This is a genomic window from Nostoc sp. T09 (assembly GCF_002154695.1).
In the GTDB taxonomy this organism is placed as follows: Bacteria; Cyanobacteriota; Cyanobacteriia; order Cyanobacteriales; family Nostocaceae; genus Aulosira.
In genome coordinates, this window is record NZ_MTAV01000247.1 from 25,537 (window position 1) to 43,631 (window position 18,095).

The 18,095-nt window shown below is 39.7% G+C and carries 17 protein-coding genes and 1 pseudogene; 6 read left to right on the plus strand and 12 right to left on the minus strand.

Going from position 1 to position 18,095, the window contains the following annotated elements; all coding sequences use genetic code 11:
• Positions 1-186 (plus strand): annotated as a pseudogene (locus tag BV372_RS38120) (hypothetical protein); the annotation flags it as partial.
• Positions 187-381: 195 nt separating this feature from the next.
• Here BV372_RS38120 and BV372_RS33740 read toward each other — a convergent pair.
• Positions 382-1,212 carry a DUF4253 domain-containing protein gene (locus tag BV372_RS33740; RefSeq protein WP_086691720.1) on the minus strand — a complete coding sequence of 277 codons (831 nt, stop codon included), beginning with the start codon at positions 1,210-1,212 and terminating at the stop codon, positions 382-384.
• A 61-nt stretch (positions 1,213-1,273) separates the two neighbouring features.
• Complete coding sequence (locus BV372_RS33745; RefSeq protein WP_086691722.1) at positions 1,274-2,473, minus strand: MFS transporter; 1,200 nt, start codon at positions 2,471-2,473, stop codon at positions 1,274-1,276.
• Between the two features lie 555 nt (positions 2,474-3,028).
• Here BV372_RS33745 and BV372_RS33750 point away from each other — a divergent pair.
• Positions 3,029-3,382: a hypothetical protein gene (locus tag BV372_RS33750; protein ID WP_086691724.1), complete on the plus strand. Its 354-nt coding sequence runs from the start codon at positions 3,029-3,031 to the stop codon at positions 3,380-3,382.
• 483 nt (positions 3,383-3,865) lie between these two features.
• On the opposite strand, the gene BV372_RS33755 is transcribed toward BV372_RS33750, so the two are convergent.
• From BV372_RS33755 to BV372_RS33765, 3 genes are all read right to left on the minus strand, one after another.
• On the minus strand, positions 3,866-4,102 hold the full coding sequence (locus tag BV372_RS33755; protein WP_045872662.1) for a DUF4327 family protein: 237 nt from the start codon (positions 4,100-4,102) through the stop codon (positions 3,866-3,868).
• 986 nt (positions 4,103-5,088) lie between these two features.
• The gene (gene rbfA, locus BV372_RS33760; RefSeq protein WP_086691726.1) at positions 5,089-5,511 is read right to left on the minus strand and encodes a 30S ribosome-binding factor RbfA; all 423 of its coding nucleotides are present in this window, start codon (positions 5,509-5,511) and stop codon (positions 5,089-5,091) included.
• Between the two features lie 113 nt (positions 5,512-5,624).
• A complete protein-coding gene (locus BV372_RS33765) occupies positions 5,625-5,831 on the minus strand; it encodes a DUF751 family protein (RefSeq protein ID WP_086691728.1) in 207 nt (68 codons plus the stop codon).
• Between the two features lie 152 nt (positions 5,832-5,983).
• On the opposite strand from BV372_RS33765, the gene BV372_RS33770 reads away from it, so the two are divergent.
• Positions 5,984-6,817 carry a DNA adenine methylase gene (locus tag BV372_RS33770; protein WP_086691730.1) on the plus strand — a complete coding sequence of 278 codons (834 nt, stop codon included), beginning with the start codon at positions 5,984-5,986 and terminating at the stop codon, positions 6,815-6,817.
• On the opposite strand, the gene BV372_RS33775 is transcribed toward BV372_RS33770, so the two are convergent.
• The 3 genes from BV372_RS33775 to BV372_RS33785 all read right to left on the minus strand — a co-directional run bounded on the left by BV372_RS33775 (position 6,814) and on the right by BV372_RS33785 (position 10,503).
• The gene (locus BV372_RS33775; RefSeq protein WP_086691732.1) at positions 6,814-7,290 is read right to left on the minus strand and encodes a PD-(D/E)XK nuclease superfamily protein; all 477 of its coding nucleotides are present in this window, start codon (positions 7,288-7,290) and stop codon (positions 6,814-6,816) included. The two genes, BV372_RS33770 and BV372_RS33775, sit on opposite strands and share 4 nt — an antisense overlap.
• Before the next feature lie 968 nt (positions 7,291-8,258).
• The gene (locus BV372_RS33780) at positions 8,259-9,479 is read right to left on the minus strand and encodes a HetZ-related protein (protein ID WP_086691733.1); all 1,221 of its coding nucleotides are present in this window, start codon (positions 9,477-9,479) and stop codon (positions 8,259-8,261) included.
• A gap of 367 nt (positions 9,480-9,846) precedes the next feature.
• Positions 9,847-10,503 carry an L-threonylcarbamoyladenylate synthase gene (locus tag BV372_RS33785; protein ID WP_086691735.1) on the minus strand — a complete coding sequence of 219 codons (657 nt, stop codon included), beginning with the start codon at positions 10,501-10,503 and terminating at the stop codon, positions 9,847-9,849.
• A gap of 200 nt (positions 10,504-10,703) precedes the next feature.
• On the opposite strand from BV372_RS33785, the gene larC reads away from it, so the two are divergent.
• A complete protein-coding gene (gene larC, locus BV372_RS33790; RefSeq protein ID WP_086691737.1) occupies positions 10,704-11,981 on the plus strand; it encodes a nickel pincer cofactor biosynthesis protein LarC in 1,278 nt (425 codons plus the stop codon).
• A gap of 295 nt (positions 11,982-12,276) precedes the next feature.
• On the opposite strand, the gene BV372_RS33795 is transcribed toward larC, so the two are convergent.
• Positions 12,277-12,870: a DUF6658 family protein gene (locus tag BV372_RS33795; RefSeq protein WP_086691739.1), complete on the minus strand. Its 594-nt coding sequence runs from the start codon at positions 12,868-12,870 to the stop codon at positions 12,277-12,279.
• 98 nt (positions 12,871-12,968) lie between these two features.
• Positions 12,969-13,547: a DUF6658 family protein gene (locus BV372_RS33800; protein WP_086691741.1), complete on the minus strand. Its 579-nt coding sequence runs from the start codon at positions 13,545-13,547 to the stop codon at positions 12,969-12,971.
• 589 nt (positions 13,548-14,136) lie between these two features.
• Between BV372_RS33800 and BV372_RS33805 the strand changes: the two genes are divergently transcribed.
• Positions 14,137-15,051, plus strand: a complete 915-nt coding sequence (locus tag BV372_RS33805; RefSeq protein WP_086691743.1) for a lysylphosphatidylglycerol synthase domain-containing protein — start codon at positions 14,137-14,139, stop codon at positions 15,049-15,051.
• Here BV372_RS33805 and BV372_RS35725 read toward each other — a convergent pair.
• On the minus strand, positions 14,999-15,328 hold the full coding sequence (locus BV372_RS35725; RefSeq protein ID WP_143845480.1) for a hypothetical protein: 330 nt from the start codon (positions 15,326-15,328) through the stop codon (positions 14,999-15,001). The genes BV372_RS33805 and BV372_RS35725 overlap by 53 nt on opposite strands.
• Positions 15,329-15,412: 84 nt before the next feature.
• Positions 15,413-16,750 carry a hypothetical protein gene (locus BV372_RS33810; protein ID WP_086691745.1) on the minus strand — a complete coding sequence of 446 codons (1,338 nt, stop codon included), beginning with the start codon at positions 16,748-16,750 and terminating at the stop codon, positions 15,413-15,415.
• A 1,156-nt stretch (positions 16,751-17,906) separates the two neighbouring features.
• On the opposite strand from BV372_RS33810, the gene BV372_RS35730 reads away from it, so the two are divergent.
• Positions 17,907-18,095: hypothetical protein (locus BV372_RS35730; RefSeq protein ID WP_143845482.1), on the plus strand; the 189-nt coding region annotated here is incomplete at its 3' end.

The window sequence follows — 18,095 nt, forward strand, 5'->3', positions numbered from 1 at the left end:
GCCAAGCTTGTAGAACAAAGTAAAGAAAGTAGCGCCTTGAAGCCACAAAAACCAACTTATCAACCAGTCAAACAAAGCTATCACCAAGATAACTACAGAAAATCTTACCGAACTTCGGAAAAGCTAGCTACTACACAACCAGATGAGTCTGAAGATAGTTCTTCTCAGATGTGGTTACTTGACTAGAGTTTCAGCAAGTTAATACTGCAAAAGCTACCAAAAAATAAATTATCCAATCTTAAAGAAGGTACGTTATTTCATTAACGCACCTTCTTTAACTTATAGGGAGTACGTTATTATATCACTTCCCGAAAATACTGATACATATATATTATGTGGAATTTAAAGTGAATGCGATCGCATTCTGTTCTACTTATTAAATTAATCCCACCAAAAGTACCAGACTTTTCTGTGTAGTAAGAGATTTGCTAAATTATTCACTGTTTGTACTCCTTGGTCTACAATATCGTAGCAGTAAATATACTGTTCTTGAGCCAGATGAAATGCAGCCTCACGATTTTTAGGAGGATTATTAACATACATTTCAACTACATCATTGGTAATACCAACTACCTCTGCACTATATTTCTGGTGCCAATATTTCATGAGACAAACGTGTATTGCTGATGCAGGGCAGTCATTCCAATTCCCAAACTTGAGAAAAGCTGGAACTTGCCAGCTAAACGTAGTCGGTACTAATGCCACAACTATAGTTGGATGTGGTAAACGAGTCAAAATATCATAGGGAATTGTGTATTTTTCATCAGCAGGAGAAATTGCCTCGTTCCACTCTCCTATTTCTGCTAATGTCAGTGGCTCTAAAATTATGTTCTCGTTATCTTCCCCAAAATCTTCCCATTCTTCCCGCCGCTCTTGTGCTGTCTTGTTCAGCCACTCGTTAGCATTTAAAGAATTTCCCTGATTGATGATTTCAGCAATAGTTAAAGATTCATTTGTTGAGGAATCGTAATTGTACAATTGAATGCTTTCCAAGTGAGATTCAAGTTCATCTTCATTACCTAACAACAGAGGATAATGTCCTGTTTCATCAACAAGCTGGCGAAGTTGCTGCCAAAACTGAATTGCTTCAGAGCCAGGAACTCTCAATCCGTAAATCTTGTTTGAGTCAACTTCCCAAAGTAATTCTAGAGCATCCGAGGTAACACTATTTTTAGCTAATGTGGCTTTTAGCTGGCTTTGATTGAGAACCATAATTGCTCACAAAAAAATTCACCTACATGAGGATATCCCAAAGGTTAGCATTACCTTAACTTCAAATTCTAGAACAAGTAAAATACCTAAAGACGAAAAATATCAATATTGAAAATCCTACCCCTGCATAAAATACGCTATTAATACTGCCAAAACCAAAAACAATACCCATTAACAGCGGCCCTAAGGTTTGCCCTAAGCCAAAAAATGTACCATTCACTGATAAAATTGTTGCCAGATATTCTCTTGGTGACAAATCTGCTAAAAGTGACTGAATACTAGGGAATCCAAGCCCTAAACCAATACCAAACACTGTAGTAGGAATTAATAAAAACCAAATACTCGGCATTAAGGGAACAATTAGAAGAGCTAAAGCATATAAAAGAAAGGATGCTTGAATTAAGTTTGTAGCTGGAAATCTTCTAGCTAATCTACCTAATTGGGAAGATGTAATAGTCACTGCTATAGAAACGGTGGAAAGCAGGATACCAATTACAGCAGGTGCGGCTTTAAATCTATCGTTAATTAACTGAGGAAAATAAGTCACGTAGGCACCATAAAGCAAAACAAAGTTTGCCGCGCTGGCAATAAATAATCCAAATAATTTGCGATTTTTCAGCACTTTTGCGGCATTTTGTAAATACTCTTTGAGATTGCGATCGCCTTTTGGTTCAGGATTTTTGAGAGCAAACAATACAACAAAACCCAGAGGAATCGCTACTACGGGCAGCATAAACGGATAATACCAGCCAAGTGTGGCTAATGCGCCGCCTAGTGTCGGATAACTGGCTGTACCGATACTGCTGACGCTAGCATTGTAACCCATAGCAGTAGTGCGCCTGTCTCCTTTATATATATCGCCAATTAAGGTGATGCTTAAAGATAGCAAAGGAGCCGCACCAATTCCTTGCAGCAAACGCAACCATAGCAATAAATTAAAGTCACGGACAAAGCCACAAGCTGTACCGGCAATACCAAATAAAAATAGGGCAGGAACAATAATTTTTTTCCTGCCTAATCTATCAGCAAGTATACCTACAATAGGTCCGAGAATCAAAGACGGTAATGTAAATACTGTCACCAATAAACCCAGGCTTTTAGGGTTAATATTTAATGCTTTCGCTAATGTAGGAAAAACTGGAGTTACACTAGAAACTCCCAGCACAGCAACTAGACAAATTGCACAGATAATCTGAAAATTAAGCTCTTGATAGACTGGTTTGTGATGCTCTAATTGACTGTTTCCTTCTGGGAAATTCATTAAAATCACCCTGGTTATTAATATTTAAATCGTAGAGGCAAAACAAAAATCAGCTGGATCAAATTCAGTTTAAACCCTTGTAATAAGGTTATATTTAATCTCCACAATTACCAAGTAATTTCTCGGAACCCTACCCCTGTATAGTCTGGTGGCAAAAGTTCCCCTCTTTGCGACCATACTATTAGTCAGGAAATAAGGGTGTAGGAATGCAGGGGACGCCCATGCATAAATGATGTTGTTGACAAATTAGCAGAGAGTTCGATTTCTCATTTACCCGAAATACCGCCATTAACCTTCGGGTACTCTACGAAAACCCCTATGGGGAACGCCAGTTCGATGGGACGGAAACCGACACCGCCGACTGGACTCACCATAGAATGGTGCAAGAATCCTTGATTGATATATTGGGCTAAATTTCTTCGTTACACCCAGTCTCTACGATTCAACTTGGTGCTAAAGTCCTGATTTTTCAGGCAGGGATCGCATGAGATTAACAGGCATGATAACTTATTCCGGTAACATAAGTAATTATCAATAAGTCTTAATCAATAGCTTATGTCTTCTACTCCCCTAAAATTGAACCTAGGTGAAGGTTCTGTCTCTTTCAATTTTTCACCTCAAGGAGCACAGGAATTAAAAGGAGCCTTGGATGAATTGATGGCTCGCCTCAAAAATGTTGCTGCTAAAACTACTCCAGGGAGTGGAAAAGTTGCTCCTCAGGCTCCTGTAGAATATCGCTACACTGGTGAGGTATTTTTAGAAATTTTCTGTAATCCTAATATTTGGGCTACTCCCTTTGCTGCTAAAGTCCTGCTCACCGTTCGTGATGTCAATATTCGTTTAACCACAGAGGCAGAACTGACTCGCGTTATTGAAGACGTTAATCAGTATTTAGAGCAAGTTGGCTAAGTTTGTTCACCGTGGGTAACTTTATTATGAAAAATTACCGGAGCAGTCTACGATTGGAAACTGCCCCGGTTAGGGAATGTACATACTATATTCAGATGGCGGCATCTCATGTAAAGCACAACTAAATGCCGATGCGATCGCTAATGGAAACGTTGTATAAAATCAGACTCTAATGCTTTTGTCTTAATCGGGAATTAAAGATTCTGGATTGGAGTAATGCTAACTAAAACCAGAGATTATCCCTCTAATTCGGCTATTGAACTGTTTGTTGTCAAATATAGACATCCGGAATTGACTCACAATCAGGCCACTTGCTACCCTATCTTAAGCCACCCTCAGGGCGTCTACAAGCCAGAAAACCTTTTCGGCAGTAGTTCATGGGAGAAAACACGCCACTTGCTACCCTTCAGGCTCTTCTTGGGAGTGCAAGTCAGCAGAGCCGCCTAACGCGTGGCTCCAGAATCTGAAGTTGAGTATATTGATTTAGTCGTTGTCCCATTCTTCACGACCAATCAGATCGCCGATGCGATCGCGTAACAAAAAGTCACATTTTTCTAATTCACATTCAACGCAAACCCACTCTCTCGCAGGGATGTATTGGCAGAGTGTATATATTGGCTGTTGCCGGCTGACCATTCCCTTCTGCACCAGTCGGCGTGCTTCGTCTTGAATTACATCTAGAGAGTAGTAACTGATAGAGGGCACCGTATTCACACTCATGATTTTTACTCACAAATTACACGTAGATAGTGTTCCCGATATTTACTTGGAACAAACATAACCGAGATTAGACTTGTAGCTAAGGTTTTGTAGTTTGCTATACGGAACTAATTACATTTTGACGCTACATATGCTCAAATTATCTAAAGAAATGTTAATAAAGTCAACAAATTCTGACATAACTAGTAAATCTGCTTCATATAAGAATATCAAGGTAGTCAACATAACCTGCTATGCAAATTATTTGTTTTTTATTCAAAATGCTTTAAAAGCAGGCAGCGAAAGACTTGAGTCATAATTGAATGAATGGGAATAGTACATAGAAAACAGTGCGATGCTGTAAAAGCTGGTCTAGCTTTGTGATTATTTGTCCAGGATGAAAACTAGGCAGTAATCTCTAGCAAAAATTAGGGTATAAACTGTTGCCAAATCCAAGGGCTAACGTACACCAGGAAAGATTGCAGCCTCGCATCTGTTAATTATTTCTTAAAGAAATGCTTATTTGCAGCGTTAACTTTGGCACTTAACAAAAGCAGAAGATCCTGCGGCATGATCTTAATTTTAGGGTAACAATAACTTGGGTGAGGCGATCGCTCGTTCGAGTAATACAACCTAAGAGATTGTGATCAAAGTATCCAGATTAGCGATCCCCGCAGTGCAACAAAGCAATTCCCTCCCATCCTGATAGAAAATAACAGGTGTGGCATGAGATCAAAAATTACAATTGAAAAATTAATCCATGAGATAGAAGTAATAAATCAAGCAATATGCATATATGCACGAGGAAAAGGATGATCCCTTCAAGAGTGCGGTGTTTGCAGTCGAGTCGAAAAATCAAGACAAGCAGCAAGCCTATTTATGCAATAACTGTTCCCTTAAGCAGCTATAGTCACATTGAAACAGACGTTACTAGATAACGTCTGTAAACTGTTTGGCGAATTTTCAGGGATTAATTGTTTTAGAAGTTACATTGTTGTTTAAGTTACTTATTCCGAGAATTCATCATCATATTCGTCTGCAATGTTGTTATCCTCTCCTGACAAATTTTCGGATGGACGTTCATACTTAAGTTGGTTCAATAGTGTCAGTACCCTAGTACCGCGTTCTATAGAACGGTCTTCGATAAATGTCACTTCTGGGGTGCGACGTAGCCTAACCCGCGCCCCAAGTTCACTGCGGACGTAACCTGTTGCTGACTTTAAGCCCGCCATTGTTTCAGCTTTGGCTTCTTCTGTACCATAGATACTGACGTAAATTTTGGCGTGTTGTAGATCGCCAGAGACATCAACATCAGTAACGCTTACCATTCCTGAACCCACACGGTCATCCTTAATGCCATTAAGTAGCATTTGGCTAACTTCCCGTTTGATCAATTCAGCAACGCGGGAAACGCGGCGATTTGTAGCCATAAAAATTCTGCCTCCTCACAGAGGTTGTACAAGATAAAAATAGATAGAAATGAGCGAGAAAAGTGCTTGCCCAACTGTCTGTAGGGTAAACTCCTCTCCTGTATAGCCCCAGTCTAGATTGTACTTAAGCCCAGCATTGCGCGGAGCGTGAAAGCAATGAAGGCTAGGCTGCCAAAAAATAAACCAACTAGGGCAATCAAGGTGACTGGGCGTTTCAACAGTGGTAGTAATGGCTCAAATGTATTCAAAAAAAGCCCCAAGAGGATGGTAATGAAATAGCGGGGGTAGCGAAAGACGTTATCCCAGAATCCGTCAAACATTTATTTAGACTGCCTTGTTATAGACTATAAGTTTGTTTTGATATGCTTGTTTAAATTAATTGTAATCTATACCGCCAGAAAATTAATAAATTCCGATAAAATATGATTCGTTAGTTTATAGTGATTAGATTTAGTAACCAAGTTGCAATCAAATGGTAAGTCAAATTCCTAAAGAAATTTGCCCACGTCCCTTTTTAAAGTGGGCAGGTGGTAAAAGTCGGTTAATTCAACAATATATTCCTTATTTACCTACAAAATATAAGACTTACTATGAGCCATTCATCGGTGGCGGTGCTGTTTTTTTCTATCTCCAACCACAAGCGGCAATTCTAACTGATATTAACGCAGAATTGATTACGACCTATCGCTGTGTTCGAGATCGAGTTGAAGAACTAATTTGTCTATTAAAAGAACATAAAATTAGACATAATAGAGACTATTATTATACTGTAAGAGCCAATCCAGAAAACACTGATTTAGAAAAAGCCGCTCGTTTAATTTATTTAAATAAGACCTGTTTTAACGGTCTTTATCGAGTCAATTCCAAGGGTCAATTTAATGTACCTATAGGCAGATACAAAAATCCTAATATTTGTGATGAAGATTTGCTGCGAGCAGCCTCAGCAGCGTTGAGTCATAGTGAAATTAAACAAGCTGATTTTGTTGAACTGTTAAATTACCGGACAAGCGCTGATGATTTTGTCTTTTGTGATCCACCTTATCATCCTATAAGTAGTACCAGTTATTTTACAGGTTACAATCGTGATTCTTTTGGTGAAAAAGACCAAGAACGTTTGAGAGATACTTGTGCCAAACTGGCCAGTCGTGGTGTTAAAGTTATGATATGTAATTCTGATTGTGATTTAATTAGGAAACTCTATCAAGAAATTAATTTTCATATTTATCCAATAGCAGCAGCAAGGTCTATTAATTCTAATACTAAAAAACGTGGCACGATCTACGAATTATTAATTACTTCTTATTAGCAATGTTTATTTGTCCAGGCTATAAATCTGTCTAAGCTATAAACTTCTAATAAATTACGATTATATGTAACTTGTTGCTTGAACCATTTAATTGCTCCTTGTCTCATTCCCTCGCCGCCAATAACAACAATAGTTGGTGCTGGGTAAGATTGCTGAATATTCATATTTAGATAAGGGAATTTTTCATCAACCGATCCCCCACTTTCTTGCCATTTGCACTCAATAATTAACCCTGAAGGGCTGACTGGTAAACCCACAACATAAAAATCTACTTTGAGGGCAGTTTGATAAATTCCTGTACCAATATAAACCTGCTTGGCATAGCGTTTTGGTAATAAAGTCGCAGTTAATAGGAATTCTTTGGTGACATGGCTTCCTACTTGGAAATAATTATGTCCGTTCAATATTGCTTCTATATTTCCTTCTAAAATATTTCCAGACTTATTTGCCCGTGCGCCTTGAGTCATAGCCATCCTGAATTCCTCTGGCAAAATTACCCTTAATTCTAGGATTCCACGGCAGATGCCACACACGATCTGTTACTTAATATGAATTTTTAATTTTAAATGTATAAAGCCGAATGACAAAGATAGAAGCTCATCTTTTTTAGTACTTTTGTACCAAGCTTTGATATTGGTTTTTCATATTCTTTAAAGACAAGACGCTAGAATTAAGGCCATTCAAAATGGCATTTAAATTATATATTTCACGTTATATTGCTATGACTGCAATCACTATGAATGACGTGGGTGATTCCAGTTTTTATTTTCCAACGAAAGTATAACTGTTATTGCGTAAAGCCTTTTCTACGAGAAGCTGCGCCAACGCTTAGCGCGTAGCGTCTCTTAGAGAAGCAATCGCCTAGACTTGTTCGTAGTGCGAGATTTTGCGATTGCTTCACTGCACTTCGTTTCGTACCCTGCGGGAAGGCGTTCCGCCAACGCAATGATGTTGTAAAAAAGTGGGATGCTCCCGAATGACTTTACCCCCATTCCTCTGTTGTACGAAACAGAGGAATGGGGGTAAAGTGAAATATTTGATTGTTTCCACGAGATGAACTTGATAGCAGATTAATTTACTAAATGAAAAACACAGACAACAGGGCTGGAAAACAGACTGAAAACTAGAGACAATTAAACTTTTACTGCAACATTTGATCATTCTTCAACTGGAGCAACTTTCTATGAAGCTGTTCCTGATCTAATTTGCATCCAGTCTGTAACGAAGCAGTTTTCATTAACTACATATACTAACAAGGCATGAAAAAGTAGCGTTTGGGCTAGAGACTAGTAATTTTTACTTAGGACTCAGTACTTTTTCAAGTTAGAAGGAAATCAAACTTGTACAGTAAAGTTTTTAGTATTTTTAACTTGGATAGTTCTTTGTACAACGCTGCCTAGGTTGTTCATTTTGAATTTTAAATTTTGAATTGTGAAAGTTATCAGCCTGTCTGAGCTTGAGTATTACCGTTGCGGATCGCCCATGCTAGGTCTAACAGTTGAGTCCAACGCTTTTGCAGCTGTTTGGGGGTGCATTTGAGGGTTTTGGCGATCGCCTGGTCGCTATGTCGTGCAGTTTTTAACTGTAAAATTTGCTGTTGCTGTTCCGACAGTAGGCTTAAAAATGTTTGCCACTGTTGACCAGATAGACCCAATTTGTGTTCTAAACCTGCACCTAACCATTGATGTACCAATTGCCAGTGATGTTGCTTGGCAAACTTTTCTACATGGTATTTAAAACGCTGTTGCAGGTAGTCCCGCTGACGGCTACTAAGACCAAGAATTTGGTCAATTTCTGGTGCCGAAAGGTCTTGCAGTTTCAGGGTGAGGTAATCTACGCAGTCAGATTGACCTTGAGACTCTAAATAACTGATTAATTCAGCAATGACGCGATCGCGTTCTGACTCTTCCGATGGGTCGAAGTTATTTTGGGCGATCATCTGCGATCTTAGCTGTTGCACCGCCGAGTTACGCTGGTAAGCTTCGCCTTCCTCGCTCTTGGCAGACTCTACCGCCATTTCGATATCTACGGTAGTTTCTTGAGGCTGGCGACGGGCAAAGCCTTGGGCACGCAAGATAATTAACTGCTGACTAGCACTCCCAGGTAAATTGATGCGGCGCTTGGCATATTGTTCTGTAAATGCCATATATTCTGCTAATTGCAGCTGAGTGCGCGGTGTGTAATCTTCTGCTAGTTCATTTTCTCGGCGGAAAGCTTTGATAGCTTCGATATAAAATGCTTGTAAGAAATCTTCAATCAGGTTGTAACGTCCCTGAAATCCCATATCTGAGCCGGAAACAGTAACGTGGCGATAAACCATAGCGCCCAGATTGCTATGTAATTCCACACGCCCTCTGCGTGAACCCAGTTGGTAGTAACGCAGACACTTTTGCAGACGATGTCTTGCAAGGGTTAGCTGCCAAGATTGGATTTCTCCAGATGTTTGGATGCGGGCGCTTTTATCACAAATGCGTTCCACTTCTCTAGCTATGCGTTTTGCTACCGCTTGTACACACCCAGGTGCGGCTTTTACTTGAGCTTGGATTTCATCAAATAGCAGTTGCATCAGAGTATCGATGTTGCTGGCTGTTACTTCTTTGGTCGAAGCGTGGAAGTCAAAAGCAGATGTAGAGATTGGCAGATTAGCAAGGTTAGCTTTCATAACTTTTACTAGGAGTGGTATTGCACCTTTATAACAATGTCCATTCAGCACCTGAGTCTAGTCTTGGTTCGTGAATTTGGTATTCATCCATCAAGACTCGCTGTGAGTAGCCCTCACATATATGACTGTAAGAAATCTGAAAAAGTTACAGGCTAGCATTGTGTCGGTTTTTTCACAAGCAACCTCATCAAGATGGCACAGGGGTATTTACCATGTTCTAAAAGTAGCCCAAAACGATTACTGTGCCGACCTTTGTTGTCATCCGCTTTTACAAGTTGCTAGCCCCTGTAATTAGGACAATTGTTAAACTGGAGCGTTTTTACTTAAATTTTCCGAAATTGACGAATGAACCTGTGAAGTATCGTTGCTAAACCCATGCTGCGGCTGCTTCCCAACCTAAACCTTGTCGTGTAATCATTGGTTGATCTCCCGTCATATCCAAAATTGTAGACACATCATATGTGGGTTCCTCGCCAGTGTCTACAATTACATCTACTAAGTTATCTAAACGGTCAAACAGTTCTACCTGAGACAGACTAGATTCTGGATTGGCTCCAATCCCATCACCTACCTCATCTGGCGGCAGATGAGCCGAAGTGGAAATAATGGGATTACCAAGTGCTGTCAGTAATGCCAAACATACAGGATGATTTGGAACTCGAATGCCTGTAGTTTTTCGTTTGGGGTTTTGCGCTAGTCTGGGTACCAATTTAGTAGCAGGTAATAAAAATGTGTACGGTCCTGGGATCAGGCGCTTCATAATTCGATAGGCTGTATCACTTACGAAGGCATAAGTCGCCACATTTGATAGTGAAGGACACAAAAATGTCAGCGGTTTGTCATTCGCTAGCTGCTTAATTTGCCGTACTCGTTCCACCGCCGACTTGGCATTCAAATCACAACCAATTGCATAGACCGTATCAGTAGGGTAGAGCATTACTGCGCCGCTAGAGAGTGCCGATTTTATTTCCTCTATTCGGCGGATTTGAGGATTATCAGGATGGACTGTGAAAATTTTTGCCATAAAAAATTTGGTAAGGGAAATTTGGGGTTTTGCATTGTCAGAAAAATATAAAATTGAATACTAGATAGGGCAGCAGTAAATACGAATATATTAAGGCTGGTAATGAGCAATAGTCGGTTATTCAGTGATCAGTTCCTAGTTATCAGCTTGTGTACTGTGTACTGTTAACTGATTAATATGTACTGATGAGTAATTTATATATGACCAAAGTTGCTTATCTTCAATGTCCATCGGGGATTGCCGGTGATATGTGTTTGGGAGCCTTGGTAAGTCTGGGTGTTCCCTTAGAGTATTTAAGTGAAAAACTCAACAAATTGGGAATTCAACAGGAGTACCAGTTAAGGGCAGAACTTGTCCAGCGTCATGGCCAGCAAGCGACTAAAGTCCATGTGGATTTAGCACACGCTCATGAACACCATAACCACGAACACAGCCACCATCATGGACGCCACTTGCCAGAAATCGAGCGCATGATTCTCCAAGCAGATTTGCCAGCAAGGGCCCAAACCTGGAGTTTAGCTGTATTTCGGCAACTAGCAGTAGCAGAAGGTGCTGTCCACGGCATTGCCCCAGAAAAAGTTCATTTTCATGAGGTGGGTGCTGTGGATGCAATTGTGGATATTGTCGGCACTTGTTTGGGGTTAGATTGGTTGGGTATTGCCAGTAATCACGAAGGATGGCCCCTACTATACTGCTCAGCGTTTCCCACAGGTGGGGGAACAGTCCGCGCTGCACATGGACAAATGGCAGTACCAGTACCCGCAGTCTTGAAGTTGTGGGAAATGCGGGGTTGTCCAGTTTACAGTAACGGTATAGAACGAGAATTAGTAACACCTACAGGAGCCGCGATCGCTACTAGTCTAGCCAGAGACTTTGGTTCGCCACCACCAATCACCATCAAGCAAGTAGGATTGGGAGCAGGTTCGATAAATTTGCCTATCCCCAATATACTACGGCTATGGCTGGGTGAAAGCAGCAGTTTACAGTCAGATTTTACCAATTATGGCGATAATAGCCCAACTTTAGAAACTATATCGGTTCTTGAAACTCAAATTGATGACTTAAACCCGCAAGCAATTGGCTATGTATTTGAAGCATTGTTTGCTGCGGGCGCAGTAGATGTCTTTACTCAGCCTATAGGTATGAAAAAATCCCGTCCGGGGATATTGCTGACTACAATCTGTCATCCAGACAATTTACCTAACTGTGAAGCAGTTTTATTTCGCGAAACCACAACTTTAGGAATTCGCCGCACAACTCAGCAACGCGCCATCTTACAACGGGAAATTCAACAGGTAGAAACTGAATATGGTAAAGTCCGCGTCAAGGTAGCTTGGCAGGGAAAGGATATTATTGCTAACGTGCAGCCAGAATACGAAGATTGTGCAGAATTAGCACGTAAAAACAATATTCCCTGGCGCGAAATTCAGCGGCTAGCGCTACAGAGTTGGTATTTACAAAGAGCGAATAACAAATGACAAAAGACTGAGATCGTTTGCAGTGAAAGACTTATCGTTAAGAGCGCAATAATGTAGAATAGTTTATTTTCAGAACGCTTTGATCAGTTAATCCTCAATAGAATCCAAATTCGCTTAATTGTATTTGATGAGCAAGGGACGAGGATTCTGCAATTGATAAATTAGCAAAATCTCGTGATATTGTTCGAGCGGTATTAGAGTACACGTGACAAAATGCTTTCACACTACACAAATAAAAAATAGGGCAAGCATTTGGCTTACCCCTGTCTGTAACCGATGAGTAATTTAAATTAGCTTATCTAAATGTCCCTTTCACTGCGTCGGCTGCATCTTCCGCTGAACGTTGAACATTGTTCTTAGCATCTTCGCCTGCACGTTGAGCATTTTTGCTCAAACCTTCAGTAGCGTTCTGGGTGTTTTCTTTGATATTTTCAATGCCGCGCTTGGTTCCCTTAGCAACACCTTCCCCTACTTCTGAGGCAGAACCGCCGATATCTTCACCCAGGTTCTTTACTCTTTGACCAAAGGGTGTACCTTGGCGATAATTTTCCACATATTGACCGGGGCTATCAATGCTCTTTTCATTAATGTTTCTCTGAGAGTTGTCCCGCAGAGCTTTACCCCTCAATTCTGCTCCCTGTTGATCTCCTTCTGCTCGGGCATCTACATCATTGAAGTTGTTCATCCCACCTTTAGGAGAATTGAGGTCGTAACTTTTTGTGGGATCGTATCTTTCAGTATTAGGCGATTGAGCACCGGGTTGTGGTGGCTGTGCAGCTATTCCTGGATTATTACAAGCTTGTGTCAGAAATAGTAACATACTGGCTACAAAAGCCGTTAAAACTTTCGCGGGACGAATATTTTTTAGCCAAGCAATAACTCTTTTCATTGTGCTACTCCTTACGTTATTCTGAGCAATTTAAACTTTAACCAAGATGGTTTTTGGGCATGTTCATCCTGTTAAAATCCAACAGTAAAACCAAAGTTCTATCTGCCTACTGCTGGATCTTTTTGTAATTCAGGTCTAGCACTTGCTTCATCTGCTTTATCTTTCAAGAAGCTGGAGGCATCTTTGAAAGTTTCTTGCACTGTCTCAAGCCGCTCTTGAATACGAGTGCCTACACTAGGTTCTCGCTGAATTAAACCACCTGGTTCAGGTTGTTGGAAATTCTTTTCAGTAATTAGGGGCAACTCTGCTTCTTTTTGTGCTCTACCTGCTGGTGTTTCAGCACCAGGATAAAGTATTTCGGATTCTCTATTTGTTGTAGTTGTGGCAATCAATAGTTGTGAACTTGGCTGTAGTAAGCTAGCTTGATCGCGCTGACTCTGGTTGCTAGAGTTAGTAACTTTTGGATCGGTGGACATTCTATAATTGGTATATTTATCTCCACCATTTTTATATGGATTGTTTGCACCACCAGCTTGTACAGCCGGATTTTGGGGATTTGCACCTTGGGCGTTTGCCCCACTACAAGCAGTGCTAACGATCAACAATAGACTGGCCAAAAATACAGTCACAATCTGGCGCAGCCGCAGTTTTTTCAATAAAGCGGTCAAACGATTCACTCAGTCCTCCTTGCAACTATAAGCAAGTCGATTTTCGCTGAGCATTATTTATTGTTCAGCGAGATTCGCTCTTGTTTTTAGTTGACTAATCGTGTTCAACAATTATTTAGAATATAAGTTTTAAAAAACCTTTTCCTCTAGCGTAGGTCACATTTATGTTGCACCTAATACACTATTTTTATCTAACTCAAGAGAGATATTATCTAAGTTAATTAGCTGTTCTAGTTCCAGGAATTTAAGCTATTTTCGGTAGTATATACTTTTATTTATGAATTGAGATCTCAATTTATATTTACTAATACAAGTTTGTTAATTAATATTAAGTAAAGAGGAAATTATAAATCCTAATAATTAATAGACTTTTGATAAGCAACTATGTAAAAACTGCAACGCTATACATCCAATATTTTTCTTTAATGAGAAAAATTTAACAATTATTGTAGTTAAATGAAAAAAAGTTTGTCAAAACAAATACATAAAATTATTTAAACTCACAAGTATGTTTGCTCAAAAAATTTGTTTATGTAGCTGATGTCCCATTAAATTTGAGATGTTCAGCCCTAGAAGATTTAACCGTTAAAATACTGGAATGTGGAAGAAAATTTTACGTTGGATGATTTTAGGCGGAACGCTGCTTTTTTTAGGCAAAGCCTTAAAGGATCACTGGCTAGAGGTAACCAATATCCAGATTGATGCTATAGGATGGGCAATTTTGGCGATCGCTACTGGTGTAACTTTACTGGCGCATACTTGGGCGGGCTGGATCTGGACTTGGGTTCTGCAAGAGTTGAATCAACCAGTAGAATCTTTGCACTTTATCCAGGTTTATCTAAAAACAAATATAGCCAAGTATTTACCAGGTAATGTCTGGCATCATTATGGGCGAATTGTAGCAGTCAAAAATACTACAGGTTCTATAGGCGCAGCGACTTTAAGCGTAGTCCTAGAAGCACTTCTGATGGCAGCGGCTGCTTTAATCATCATTGTGTTATTTGGTACACAATTTACGGCTGCTAATACTAATATTTGGTGGCAAATATTACAATTTTTCTGTTTGGTTGTGATACTTTGTGCGCTTCATCCCTGGTTTTTGAACCCAGTTATTCACTTCGTACACAGATTCAAAGCAAAAAAGGTTGATAAGGATACCAACTCAAGCGTTAATCTCAATATTGAACGTTATCCCTTGCGACCTTTGTTAGGAGAATTGGGCTTTTTAGGACTGCGGGGTACAGGGTTTATCTTAACTCTATTTGCTTTGGGACCTTTAGATACAAGCCAAATTCCTTTGTTGCTAGGGGCTTTTAGTTTTTCTTGGTTGTTAGGGTTTGTGGTTCCTGGCGCACCTGGTGGGTTAGGTGTGTTTGAAGCAACTGCGATCGCACTTTTGCAACATCACTTTCCTGCTGCTCTAGTCATTAGTGCGATCGCATTCTATCGTCTCATTAGTATTATCGCTGAAACTGCTGGTGCTGCCCTAGCTTGGCTTGATGAACGTCTATAGCTGAATCTTGATTTAAGTACTCATGCAAAATTAAATATACATTTGTCATTGCGTTCATCGTACCCCTACGGGGAAGCAAGCTACGCGTAGCGTCTCGCAGAGAAGACGTTCCCGTTCCCCGTTGGGCGTAGCCCTTCCCGCAGGGTAGGAGTTGCCGAAGGCTAGGGTATGGAGGGAAGCGAAATAAAGCAATCGTTAAGTGTTTGAAGATTGCTACCCTGCGGGAACGCCTGCCGTAGAATGCCCAAAGGGCTGTAGGGCGAACGCTACATTTCATTTTGTGAGTGCTTCGCGCACGCTACGCGCACGCAATGACATAAATAATTTTGCTTAACCACTTAGCTATAAACTAAAGCAATTCTTATGTTTGAGTATCTACTTTTAATTGTGAAAATACACGATAATCATCAAGATTCTGAGAATTACAATTTTGCTCATCTGCTTTCATATTAATCAAATTGTATTCGACATTCTCAGCATAAATTGCAAATGTAATATTAAAAAATTCCAGAAAATTAATAAACCATGTACATTCATCTTCTGGATAGTTTTCGTAATAATTAATTAAATGAGCAATCCGAATTTCTAAATGGCTACGGGCATTTTTACAAATTAAAATAATTTTTAGTAGTATAATTACTAATGTTAGGGGATTACCTCCAGCCAGCAATGAAATAAATAATGGTGAAGGTTCCTTGCTAGTTTCTATTGTCAGACAATCAATTACTCGGTTACAGGTTCTGAGTATTAAGTTACTATTTATAATATCTTCATTAGATTCTTGCTTCCAAGGAGATAGCTTTTCTGATAAATGCTGCATTACATTAACTACTAATTCTTGATTTTCGACTGTAAAAAACAAATACTTTTGCATACTCTCTTTAAAATTTTTTAATGTTTGATTCTTGGTTTGCTTAAGAAATATATGGGCAATATTTTCATAGCTAAATACACCCTTTTTAACTACTATCATTTTGATAATACGTAAAACATTATCTCCCAAAATGCTAGGATTTTTATAACGCGTTACACTTGAAGCAGCAGACTGAGAACGAGCAATATACATTGCTAGCTCAAACTTATACTTATCTTTCATCTGCTTGGAGAGCTTTTTAGCTACTTCTTGCTGCTCTTTAGGCCTTTTACCATCATAGGATTGAGCTACTAATAAATAAGAAGTGTAGCGATTAGCCCAATTATTTTTGGCTTCTTGTTTGAGCGCTTGTTTTTTGTATTTAGCAGCCAAAAATTTTAGTTCTTTGTACTCTTGGCTACCAACAAAACTTGTCAGCCAGCCTTGGAAAATCTTGGTATGAGGATGAGTTACCTCTATCGAGGGTTTATAGTTGTCAAATAATTTAATTAATTCTTGAATTTGCTTATATTTTCTTTGTGCTTCCCAATTATTAACTATTATGTAAAAACAACGCTTTACTGTATGATAAAAATCCTGTTCGTTTTCCAGAAACGAAATTCCATAGATTCCAGTAGCTTTAGCTAGATTTACTGAATCAAGAAAATCTATAAATAAACGTTTAAACTCGCGTAAAACCTCCTCTGACGACCATTTTTGGACAATTTCTACCAAAAAGCTGTAGAGCCTTTCCTGGGCAACTTGGAGATTGTTCTGTTTGGGCTTAGAGTTAACAATATCTTGATCTTGATGTCCCTGACTACTTTGTAGACTATTAGTTGTCATGCCAGTTTTAAAGACCCAAAAGCTTGCTGATTTTATTGTTATCAGCTTAACCTTGGTGAACAAGAGCATCAATCTATTGTTCAAAAATTAAGTAATTTTTTTCGCAAAATTTGTTTTAAAATAGTAAAAATTTGATAAATTTTCCTAGAAATTACTGAAACATAAATTTAAAAATTGACTTAAGGCTGCTTCAGTAGGCATTGTAGCCTGCGTAAGCTAGTTTTCCGCTACAGCAACTATTGGGTTGAGTTGAGGACACAGTGAACTTTAATTTTTTTAATCTTCGTGCCTTACAAATTCTTCATGTCTAGATTTGATGTACAGTGACTAATTATTTGTCACGATGACAGATAATTAGTCACTGTACACACAGTAAACTGAATCCAGATTCTAGATTTTTTAATGGGGGTGGAGGGACTTGAACCCTCACGACCTTTTACGGTCAACGGATTTTCATTCTCCCGCAGCTTTCACTACTGCCTAATAGCTTTTACAGCTTTCGGCTTTGAGAATTGGACCCTCCCTTTACCCTCGACTTAACGTTAGGGTAGCTCCCGTCGGGCCTCTGCACCTTCCCTCAATGTTTAGATTTTGAATTTTGGATTGAAGCGCAATCGCAAAACAAAAGTCATAATCTATATTTTTGGGCTTGGCTCAGGATTGCCGTGTCTGTTACCAGATTTAGGTTTCCCTGAGTTTGAGAGCTTCCACTTGAAGGATTTCTCCATCAAGGCTCAGTTAACTAAGTCCGTAGCGTCTACCATTCCGCCACACCCCCTAATATTAATTAGGAGCTAATTGTCAGTTGGAAGTAGCAAATACCTCCTCATACATTCCAGCATCAATTGAGTCTTTTGTGCAACTAGATTTAAAAAATTTTGTTCACGAAAAGCAATTGTACTGGTTTGGTGGCTAGGCCGAATACTTGTTGAAATATCAATAGTATTGTGCGATCGCTTTTTATTGCCACCTAAAACTGGTATCCCTATTTAATTTGGGTGTACCTGACCTTTTTCGCAAAAGCCTTTCCAAGGATAACACAATTGAATAAATAATTGCAAGCAAAAATAATAACTGAGGATGGATAACATGCTTCATATCATGTCCGGTTGAACACTTGTCATTGCGTAGGCGAAGCCTTCCCGAAGGGTACGGAGTGAAGCAATCTCCAAACCCTCGCGATTGCTACCCAAAGGGCTTCCCTTCGGGTTCGCCAGTTCACGCCAGTCGCTACCCTGCGGGAAGCCGCTTCCGGCGTCTACAAGTCTGGCGACCGAACGCGCTGGCTCCTTTATGCCGACGGCACTTCCTACAAGTCGGGGAACCCGCCCAACGGAGTGCCTCG

Coding starts and splice junctions, on each gene's coding strand:
- BV372_RS33740 (WP_086691720.1), bottom strand. CDS start 1,212: ATGGTTCTCAATCAAAGCCAGCTAAAAGCCACATTAGCTAAAAATAGT.
- BV372_RS33745 (WP_086691722.1), bottom strand. CDS start 2,473: ATGAATTTCCCAGAAGGAAACAGTCAATTAGAGCATCACAAACCAGTC.
- BV372_RS33750 (WP_086691724.1), top strand. CDS start 3,029: ATGTCTTCTACTCCCCTAAAATTGAACCTAGGTGAAGGTTCTGTCTCT.
- BV372_RS33755 (WP_045872662.1), bottom strand. CDS start 4,102: ATGAGTGTGAATACGGTGCCCTCTATCAGTTACTACTCTCTAGATGTA.
- rbfA (WP_086691726.1), bottom strand. CDS start 5,511: ATGGCTACAAATCGCCGCGTTTCCCGCGTTGCTGAATTGATCAAACGG.
- BV372_RS33765 (WP_086691728.1), bottom strand. CDS start 5,831: ATGTTTGACGGATTCTGGGATAACGTCTTTCGCTACCCCCGCTATTTC.
- BV372_RS33770 (WP_086691730.1), top strand. CDS start 5,984: ATGGTAAGTCAAATTCCTAAAGAAATTTGCCCACGTCCCTTTTTAAAG.
- BV372_RS33775 (WP_086691732.1), bottom strand. CDS start 7,290: ATGGCTATGACTCAAGGCGCACGGGCAAATAAGTCTGGAAATATTTTA.
- BV372_RS33780 (WP_086691733.1), bottom strand. CDS start 9,479: ATGAAAGCTAACCTTGCTAATCTGCCAATCTCTACATCTGCTTTTGAC.
- BV372_RS33785 (WP_086691735.1), bottom strand. CDS start 10,503: ATGGCAAAAATTTTCACAGTCCATCCTGATAATCCTCAAATCCGCCGA.
- larC (WP_086691737.1), top strand. CDS start 10,704: ATGACCAAAGTTGCTTATCTTCAATGTCCATCGGGGATTGCCGGTGAT.
- BV372_RS33795 (WP_086691739.1), bottom strand. CDS start 12,870: ATGAAAAGAGTTATTGCTTGGCTAAAAAATATTCGTCCCGCGAAAGTT.
- BV372_RS33805 (WP_086691743.1), top strand. CDS start 14,137: ATGTGGAAGAAAATTTTACGTTGGATGATTTTAGGCGGAACGCTGCTT.
- BV372_RS35725 (WP_143845480.1), bottom strand. CDS start 15,328: ATGAAATGTAGCGTTCGCCCTACAGCCCTTTGGGCATTCTACGGCAGG.
- BV372_RS33810 (WP_086691745.1), bottom strand. CDS start 16,750: ATGACAACTAATAGTCTACAAAGTAGTCAGGGACATCAAGATCAAGAT.